The 8,592-nt window shown below is 66.8% G+C and carries 9 protein-coding genes; all 9 read left to right on the plus strand.

Translation table 11 applies throughout. The features are described from left to right. The first annotated feature begins 36 nt into the window (after positions 1-36). A complete protein-coding gene (locus QZ994_RS16995) occupies positions 37-1,077 on the plus strand; it encodes an ABC transporter substrate-binding protein (protein ID WP_290874402.1) in 1,041 nt (346 codons plus the stop codon). A gap of 65 nt (positions 1,078-1,142) precedes the next feature. Then, the gene (locus tag QZ994_RS17000) at positions 1,143-2,411 is read left to right on the plus strand and encodes an ABC transporter permease (protein WP_290874405.1); all 1,269 of its coding nucleotides are present in this window, start codon (positions 1,143-1,145) and stop codon (positions 2,409-2,411) included. Positions 2,412-2,423: 12 nt separating this feature from the next. Continuing rightward, on the plus strand, positions 2,424-3,245 hold the full coding sequence (locus QZ994_RS17005; protein ID WP_290874408.1) for an ABC transporter permease: 822 nt from the start codon (positions 2,424-2,426) through the stop codon (positions 3,243-3,245). Positions 3,246-3,422: 177 nt separating this feature from the next. Continuing rightward, positions 3,423-3,722 carry a hypothetical protein gene (locus QZ994_RS17010; RefSeq protein WP_290874411.1) on the plus strand — a complete coding sequence of 100 codons (300 nt, stop codon included), beginning with the start codon at positions 3,423-3,425 and terminating at the stop codon, positions 3,720-3,722. Between the two features lie 9 nt (positions 3,723-3,731). Next, positions 3,732-4,607: a DUF692 domain-containing protein gene (locus QZ994_RS17015; RefSeq protein ID WP_290874415.1), complete on the plus strand. Its 876-nt coding sequence runs from the start codon at positions 3,732-3,734 to the stop codon at positions 4,605-4,607. Next, entirely contained in the window at positions 4,595-5,437 is an 843-nt protein-coding gene (locus QZ994_RS17020; RefSeq protein WP_290874418.1) for a DNA-binding domain-containing protein, read from the plus strand. The genes QZ994_RS17015 and QZ994_RS17020 overlap by 13 nt, the downstream gene beginning before the upstream one ends. 151 nt (positions 5,438-5,588) lie before the next feature. Beyond that, complete coding sequence (locus QZ994_RS17025; protein WP_290874420.1) at positions 5,589-6,707, plus strand: BMP family ABC transporter substrate-binding protein; 1,119 nt, start codon at positions 5,589-5,591, stop codon at positions 6,705-6,707. A 32-nt stretch (positions 6,708-6,739) separates the two neighbouring features. Further along, entirely contained in the window at positions 6,740-7,888 is a 1,149-nt protein-coding gene (locus tag QZ994_RS17030) for an ABC transporter permease (RefSeq protein WP_290874422.1), read from the plus strand. Then, on the plus strand, positions 7,885-8,592 hold a 708-nt coding region (locus QZ994_RS17035; protein ID WP_290874425.1), incomplete at its 3' end, for an ABC transporter permease. The genes QZ994_RS17030 and QZ994_RS17035, both read left to right, overlap by 4 nt.

An 8,592-nucleotide genomic window follows, 5' to 3' on the forward strand; every position in this document is an offset into this window, starting at 1 on the left:
CAACCCCACTGTTCACACTGAACGGAGCGCTTTCTCATGCAAACGATTTCTCTGCGTGCCCGGGCCATCGTCCTGGCCATCGGTGCCCTGCTGACGGGCGCAGCCCATGCCGACCTGACGGTCATCTCCTTCGGTGGCGTCAACCAGAAGGCCCAGGTCAAGGCCTTCTACGAGCCCTTCACCAAGGCCAGCAAGATCGCCATCGCCCAGGGCGAGTACAACGGTGAACAGGCCAAGATCAAGGCCATGGTCGACGCCGGCAAGGTGAGCTGGGACGTGGTCGAGGTGGAATCGCCCGAGCTGGCCCGTGGCTGCGAAGAAGGCGTCTACGAGAAGCTGGACTACAGCAAGATCGCCCCGAAGAACGCTTTCGTGGGTGCGGCCGTGACCGAATGCGGCGTCGGCTTCTTCGTGTGGTCGACCGTGATGGCCTACAACGCCGACAAGCTCAAGACCGCCCCGACCTCCTGGGCCGACTTCTGGGACGTGAGCAAGTTCCCCGGCAAGCGCGGCATGCGCAAGGGCGCCAAGTTCACGCTCGAATTCGCGCTGATGGCCGATGGCGTCAAGCCCGCCGACGTCTACAAGGTGCTGGGCACCAAGGCCGGCGTGGACCGCGCCTTCAAGAAGCTCGACCAGCTCAAGCCCAACATCCAGTGGTGGGAAGCCGGCGCCCAGCCGCCCCAGCTGCTGGCTTCGGGTGACGTGGTCATGAGCTCGGCCTACAACGGCCGCATCGACGCCGCCCAGAAGGAAGGCAAGAACATCAAGATCGTCTGGACCGGCAACATCTACGACGTCGAATCCTTCGCCATCCCCAAGGGTGCGGCCAAGCAGGACCAGTCCTACAAGTTCCTGGCCACCGTCAGCAAGGCTGAGAACCAGAAGGTCTTCGCCGGTGAAATCCCCTACGGCCCCACCGTGCTGGCCGGCATGAAGCAGATCGATCCGGCCCTGGCCGAGAAGCTGCCGACCTCGGCGGCCAACATGAAGACGGCCGTGGCCAGCAACACCCAGTTCTGGGTGGAGCACGGCGAGGACCTGGAACAGCGCTTCCACGCCTGGGCCGCCAAGTAAGCCAGATGGCTGCGCTGCGCCGGGGTGAGTGCCCCGGTGCGGCCTGATTCCCAAGGACAGACACCATGAGTTCGATCGCGATGGACGACGCATTGCCCGAGGCCGCATCCGGCACCGCCCTGCCGCTGAAGGTGCAGTTGCGCCGTGCCGAGCGCCTGAAGAAGTTGAAGTACGGCGCCTTGATCGCGCCTTTGGCGCTTTTCCTGGTGTTCACCTTCCTGTGGCCCATCGCGACCCTGCTCACCAAGAGCGTGGACAACCCCGAGGTGCACACGGCCCTGCCGCACACCGCCTCGCAACTCAAGGCCTGGTCGGGCCAGGGCCTGCCCGATGACGCGGCCTTCGCCGCCCTGGCGCAGGACCTGCTGGCCGCCAAGGGCAGCAAGGAGCTGGCCGAGGCCGCCAAGCGCCTGAACATGGAGCAGCCCGGCGTGCGCTCGCTCTTCATGGGCACGGCCCGCAAGCTGCCGCTGGAGGAGGGCACCTCGCCCAAGGTCGGCCTGATCGGCCTCAACCCGCTGTGGGGCGAGACCGCCACCTGGCAGCTGATCGCGCGCAACGCCAAACCCCACACCGATTACTACCTGCTGGCCTCGCTCGACCTCAAGCGCGACGAAGCCGGTCAGATCACCCGCGCCGGTGAAGACGAGTCCGTCTTCCTCGACATCTTCCTGCGCACCTTCGGCATCAGCCTGATCGTGACCCTGTGGTGCGTGGCCCTGGGCTTCCCGGTGGCCTATTTCCTGGCCACCCAGTCGACCCGCACGGCCAACCTGCTGATGATCTTCGTGCTGCTGCCCTTCTGGACGTCGGTGCTGGTGCGTGTCGCCTCCTGGATCGTGATCCTGCAAGAGGGCGGCCTGGTCAACCAGGCGCTGATGAGCCTGGGTCTGGTCAATGCACCGCTGCAGCTGGTGTTCAACCGCGTGGGCGTCTACATCGCCATGGTGCACATCCTGCTGCCCTTCATGATCCTGCCGCTCTACAGCGTGATGAAAGGCATCTCGCCGGTCTACCTGCGCGCCGCCGTCTCGCTGGGTTGCCCCCCGTTCAAGAGCTTCTGGAAGGTCTACTTCCCCATGACCGTGCCGGGCCTGGCCGCAGGCGGCATCCTGGTCTTCATCCTCTCGATCGGCTACTACATCACGCCGGCCCTGCTGGGTGGTCCGAAGGACCAGATGGCCGCCTACTTCGTGGCCTTCTACACCAACCAGACCACCAACTGGGGCATGGCCGCGGCCCTGTCGGCCCTGCTGCTGGCCGCCATCGTCGTGCTCTACGCCGTCTACAACCGCCTGGTCGGGAACGCGACCTTCCGCGCCACCAACCGCTGACCGGAGCCCGCCATGTTGCCTGCTTACGCTTCCCTGCCTGACCGCCTCTGGTTCTACGGCTTTCGCGTCCTGGTGGCGCTGATCCTGCTGTTCCTGGTGGCGCCCATCGTGGTGATCATCCCGCTGTCCTTCAGCCAGGATTCCTTCCTGCTCTACCCGATCAGCGGTTACTCGCTGCGCTGGTACGAAGAGTTCTTTGGCTCCGGCATCTGGACCAACGCCCTGCGCAACAGCCTGATCGTGGCGCCGCTCTCCACGTTGCTGGCCATGATCCTGGGGACCCTGGCCGCCGTGGGCCTGACCCGCATCGACTTCCCCGGCAAGGGCATCCTGACCGCCGTGCTGATCTCGCCCATGGTGGTGCCGGTGGTGATCGTGGGTGTGGGCACCTACCTGTTCTTCGCGCCCCTGGGCCTGACCAACAGCTACCTGGGTCTGGTGCTGGTGCATGCCGCTCTGGGTGTGCCCTTCGTGCTGACCACCGTCAGCGCCACGCTGCAGGGTTTCGACCACAACCTGGTCCGCGCCGCCAACAGCCTGGGCGCCAGCCCCACGCACGCCTTCTTCAAGGTCACGCTGCCCCTGGTGGCCCCGGGCGTGATCTCGGGTGGCCTGTTTGCCTTCGGCACCTCGTTCGACGAGGTCGTGGTGACCCTGTTCCTGGCCAGCCCGGAGCAGACCACCCTGCCGCGCCAGATGTTCTCCGGCATCCGCGAAAACATCAGCCCGGCCATCGCGGCCGTGGCCACGGTGCTGACCGTGTTCTCGGTGTTGATGCTGCTGACCCTGGAGTGGCTGCGCGGGCGCAACGAGCGCCGCCGCGCGGTCGCCTGATCCGACCGGGGGCCACCCCCGGACCCGGTGCCGAGTGCGCCGGTTGAAAGCCATGCGAAGAAAGGGTGGGGCGCGCTGTAAGAAGCGCGCCCTTTCCCCGACCACCTCCTTGTCCCGCACGCCGTGTGCGGACCAGACGGTCAGTCTGCCCCTTCCTGTCTTGATGGAGCTTTCAACATGAGCGCACGTTCTTCCTCTTCGGTTTCCGCCTCCCTCGCCGCCGCTGCGGCCTTCATGGCCCTGTCGTCGGCCGCCTTCGCTGCCGAGGCCCCGCAGGGCAGCATGGGCGGCGCCGTGGCCGCCAGCGACAAGGTGCATTGCTACGGCCTGCACAGCTGCAAGGGCAACAGCGACTGCAAGACCGCCGAACACAGCTGCAAGGGCCAGAACGCCTGCAAGGGGCACGGCTTCAAGGCGCTGGACGCCAAGGCCTGCCTCAACCAGGGCGGCACCATCGGCGACCTCGGCGCCAAGTGACGCCAGGCCATGTCAGTCCACCCCGATCGGCGCAAGGCGCCCTCGGGCCTGACACGGCCCTCGCCCGGTTTCGGGCTGGGGCTGCGCACGGCCCATTACACCGAGCTGCTGGCCGCCAACCCCGTGCCGGGTGTGGACTGGCTGGAGGCCATCAGCGACAACTTCATGGTGCCCGGCGGCAAGCCTTTGCGCATGCTCGACGCCATCCGGGCTCGCTACCCGCTGGCCCTGCATGGTGTGGCCCTGTCGATCGGTTCGGTGGCCGGGCCCGACGAGGCCTACCTGCGCCAGCTCAAGGCCCTGGCCGACCGTGTGCAGCCGCTCTGGGTCTCCGACCACCTGTGCTGGACGGGCGTGCACGGCCGCCAGCTGCACGACCTGCTGCCCTTGCCCTACACCGAAGAGGCCCTGGCCGTGGTGGTGCGCAACGTGCAGCGCGTGCAGGACGTGCTGGGCCGCCGCCTGGTGCTGGAGAACGTCTCCAGCTATGTGGACTTTGCCGCGTCGCAGGTGAGCGAAGGCGAGTTCCTGGCTGCGGTGTGCGAGCAGGCCGACTGCCTGCTGCTGGTCGACGTCAACAACCTGCACGTCAACGCCGTGAACCATGGCGCAGACGCCCTGGCCTGCCTCGAGGCCTTGCCCGCCCACCGGGTGCAGCAGCTGCACCTGGCCGGCCACAGCGACCACGGCGACCACCTGATCGACACCCATGACCAACCTGTGGCCGGGCCCGTGTGGGCGCTGTACGAGGCCGCCTTGCGCCGCTTTGGCCCGGTCGCCACGATGATCGAGCGAGACGACCACATCCCGCCCCTGCCCGCGCTCATGGCCGAGCTGGACCATGCCCGTCGTCTGGCCACGGAGGCGTCCCCATGCCTTGTGTGAACCGCCCCATGAACGCGGCGGCGCCCGAGGGCCTTCTGGCCCTGCAGACCCGCTTCCAGGCCCATGTGCTGCACGGTGACGAGGCCGCCCTGGCCGACGTGCGCGTGCGGGCCGGCCAAGGCGGCCCCGCCGCCCGCCAGCGCCTGGGCATCTACCACCACGCCTACCGCGCCCGCCTGCTGGAGACGCTGCGCGACAGCTTCGGACACACCCTGCGCTACCTGGGCGACACGTGGTTCGACGCCCTGGCCTCCGAGCACATCGAGGCCACCGAGTCCCTGCATCCCAACCTGCGCTTTCATGGCGGGGGCCTGGCCGACTGGCTGAGCCTGCGCCTGGCCGATCCCGAGTCGCCCGTGGGCCTGCATCCCGAGGTGGCCGAACTGGCCCGCCTGGATTGGGCCCTGCGCCATGCCTTCGATGCGGCCGAGGCCCCGGCCCTCTCGCGCGAAGACCTGGCCGCCATCGCCCCGGCCGACTGGGCCACCGTGGGCTGGGCCCTGCAGCCCTCGGCCAGCCTGCTGTGCTGCCAGGTCAACACCCTGGCCCTGTGGCATGCACTGGACCAGGACACCGAACCGCCCGCGGTGCAGGCCCTGGCCTCGCCCCTGCACGTGCTGGTGTGGCGCCTGGGGGAGCGCCCGCATTTCCGCAGCCTGGGCGCCGCCGAGCACCTGGCCCTCGCGGGCCTGCAGCGCGGCCGCTGCTTTGCCGAGGTCTGTGCCGACCTGGCCGAGGCCTGGCCCGGTCAGGACACCGCGACCCTGGCGGGGCACTGCCTTGGTCAGTGGGTGGCCGACGAACTGCTTCAGCGCTCACCCCTTCCCTGATCGCGCCCGAGGGAGGACGTTTGCCGAGTGCCCGCCATCGAATGGGCATGGCTTGTGCTTGTATACCAGAAGGTACATCAACTTGCGTGCCAGTGCTTCAGGCTGGTGCGCAGGGGGTGATCGTGCAATGTGCTGGTGCAAGGAGATGCGCATGTCGGTTGAACAATCGGGTCGTCGTTCTGTGATCAAGGGCATGGGGGCCGCAGGGGCCTCGCTGGCGCTGGGAGGGCTGCCAGGGCGGGTCTGGGCCCAAAAGCCTCTCACCATCGGCATGATCTACGTGGGACCGAAAGACGACTTCGGCTACAACCAGTCTCATTTCGAGGCGGCCTCCGAGATCAAGAAGATGCCGGGCATCAAGATCGTGGGCGAAGAGAACGTGCCCGAGACCCAGGCTGTGCAGAAAACCATGCAGGGCATGATCTCGCAAGACGGTGCCACGCTGCTCTTTCCCACGTCTTTCGGCTATTTCAACCCCCACATCCTGGATGTGGCCAAGAAGAATCCGGATGTGCGTTTTGCGCACTGCGGGGGCATGTGGGATGCGGCCAAGCACCCCAAAACCGTCGGCAGTTTTTTCGGCTACATCGACGAGGCCCAGTACCTCAACGGTGTCATCGCCGCCCACGCCACCAAGTCCAAGAAGATTGGCTTCATTGCGGCCAAGCCCATCCCGCAGGTGCTGCGAAACATCAACGCCTTCACCCTGGGCGCCCGTTCGGTGAACCCGGCCATCACCTGCTCCGTGATCTTCACGGGTGACTGGTCCATGCCCGTCAAGGAAGCCGAGGCCACCAACAGCCTGGCCGATCAGGGGGTGGACGTCTTCACCATGCACGTCGATGGTCCCAAGGTGATCGTGGAGACCGCTGCCAAGCGTGGCAAGTTTGTCTGCGGGTACCACGCCTCTCAGGCCAAGCTGGCGCCACAGGCCTATCTCACTGGCGCCGAGTGGAACTGGGTCACCCCATACAAGCAGATCGTCGAGGCGGCCCGCACGGGCAAGCCGCACCCCAACTTCCTGCGGGGCGGGCTCAAGGAAGGCTTTGTCAAAACCTCGGCGTACGGTCCGGCCGTGTCCGAAGGCGCCCGCAAGAACGCCGATGCCATCAAGGCCCTGATGCTCAAGGATGAGTTCGAGATTTTCAAGGGAGAACTCAAGGACAACACCGGCAAGGTCGTGATCCCCAAAGGCACCACGATCAAGCAGATCGATCCGGTGCTGGAAGGCATGAACTACCTGGTTGAAGGCGTGATCGGCAAGGTCTGAGACCCCCACGCTGCGTTGCAGAGGAGCCTGCCATGAGCGACACCCGGCTGCTGAGGATGTTTGACAGTGTGGTCCTGCCGGTGCTGGCGCTGGCCGGGGCGGTGCTGCTTTTCGGGGGCTTCGTGTGGCTGGGAGGCACCAGCCCGACCGAGACCTGGCTGCTGCTCTTCAAGGGGGCCTTTGGTGACGCCTTTTCCTGGCAGAACACCCTGCAGCGGTCTGCACCCCTGATGCTCACGGCCCTGTGTGTCGCCATCCCGCGCCAGGCGGGACTGATGGTCATCGGTGGGGAGGGTGCTTTGGTCCTGGGGGGGCTGGCCTGTGCAGGCCTGCCTTACCTGGTGCCCCCGCCCCCGGGCGTGGTCGGCACCGGGCTGGTGCTCTTGGCCAGCGCACTGGCCGGTGCCGCCTGGATCGCGCTGGTGGGTGTGCTGCGAGAGCACCGCGGCGTGAACGAGACGATCTCGTCCTTGTTGATGGGCTACCTCGCCATTGGCCTGTTCAAGCATTTTGTCGAAGGCCCCATGCGCGATCCTGGCAGCCTCAACAAACCCTCCACCCTGCCGCTTGACGAAAGCATCTTGCTCGGCCTCATGCCGGGTTACGAGGTGCACTGGGGGCTGGTCTGGGGCTCGTTCGCCTGTCTGTTGGCGGGGGTGTGGCTCTACGGTGGCACCCATGGTTTCGCCACAAGGGTTGTGGGCGGCAACGCCCGGGCGGCCCGTCTGGTCGGTCTGCCCAGTCACCGTCTCATCATCACGGCCTGCGCGCTGGGTGGTGGCTGCGCGGGTCTGGCCGGTGGCATCGAAGTGGCTGCGGTCCACACCGCGGCCAATGCGTCCATCATCGCGGGCTTGGGATACACCGGCATCCTCGTTTCCTTCGTGGCTCGCCACAACCCGTTTGCCGTCATCCCGGTCGCTATCCTCTTCGGGGGATTTGGCGCCGCCGGCAGCCTGCTCCAGCGCCGCCTTGACCTGCCCGATGCCTCGGTGCTGGTGCTGCAGGGTTTCGCCTTTGTGTTGATCCTCGCCAGCGAGGCCTTGCGTGGCCGCCTGGGGGATTGGTTGACGGTGCGCGCCGCGCGCTCGGGTGCTGGCGAACCATCCCATGAAACCAGCCGGGCCCGCCTGGCGCGTGAGGCCCAGGCCCTGGCCGCAGGCCGAAAGGAGGCAGCATGAGCGACGCCCATCTCTGGCTGGACGTGACCGTGGCCGTGCTCGGCGGTGCCATCCGCGTGGGCACCCCCTTCCTCTTTGTGAGCCTGGGTGAGTGCCTCACCGAGAAATCAGGCCGCATCAACCTTGGGCTGGAGGGCGTACTGGTGCTGTCGGCCATGGCGGGCTTCGCGGGCAGCTACCTCAGCGGCTCTCCATGGGCCGGGGTGCTGTTGGCCGGTGTGGTGGGGGCCTTGCTCGCAGGCCTGCATGGCGTGCTGTGCTCACTCAAGGGCGTCAACGACATCGCCACGGGCATCGCCCTGATGCTGCTGGGTGCAGGGCTGGCTTTCTACCTTGGCAAGCCACTGATCCAGCCGCAGGCAGCACAGATTCCCTCGCTGGAATGGGGGGCGTGGAGCCATTCGCCGCAGGTGCAGGCAGCGCTGCGCATCAATGCGCTGTTTCCGATCGGTGTGGCCCTGGCCATGCTGATGGCCTGGGCGCTGGCGCACACACGCTGGGGGCTGATCGTACGCATGGCCGGCGACAGTTCCGATGCCGCACGGGCGCTGGGCTACTCCGTCAACACCGTGCGTGTGCTGGCTACCATGGCCGGTGGCTTCATCGCGGGGCTCGGTGGCGCGTCCCTGTCGCTTTACTACCCTGGAAGCTGGAACGAAGGCCTTTCCAGCGGCCAGGGGCTGATTGCCGTGGCCCTTGTGATC

The sequence above is a fragment of the Aquabacterium sp. genome, assembly GCF_021768455.1.
Taxonomy (GTDB): domain Bacteria; phylum Pseudomonadota; class Gammaproteobacteria; order Burkholderiales; family Burkholderiaceae_C; genus Aquabacterium.

Coding starts and splice junctions, on each gene's coding strand:
- QZ994_RS16995 (WP_290874402.1), top strand. CDS start 37: ATGCAAACGATTTCTCTGCGTGCCCGGGCCATCGTCCTGGCCATCGGT.
- QZ994_RS17000 (WP_290874405.1), top strand. CDS start 1,143: ATGAGTTCGATCGCGATGGACGACGCATTGCCCGAGGCCGCATCCGGC.
- QZ994_RS17005 (WP_290874408.1), top strand. CDS start 2,424: ATGTTGCCTGCTTACGCTTCCCTGCCTGACCGCCTCTGGTTCTACGGC.
- QZ994_RS17010 (WP_290874411.1), top strand. CDS start 3,423: ATGAGCGCACGTTCTTCCTCTTCGGTTTCCGCCTCCCTCGCCGCCGCT.
- QZ994_RS17015 (WP_290874415.1), top strand. CDS start 3,732: ATGTCAGTCCACCCCGATCGGCGCAAGGCGCCCTCGGGCCTGACACGG.
- QZ994_RS17020 (WP_290874418.1), top strand. CDS start 4,595: ATGCCTTGTGTGAACCGCCCCATGAACGCGGCGGCGCCCGAGGGCCTT.
- QZ994_RS17025 (WP_290874420.1), top strand. CDS start 5,589: ATGTCGGTTGAACAATCGGGTCGTCGTTCTGTGATCAAGGGCATGGGG.
- QZ994_RS17030 (WP_290874422.1), top strand. CDS start 6,740: ATGAGCGACACCCGGCTGCTGAGGATGTTTGACAGTGTGGTCCTGCCG.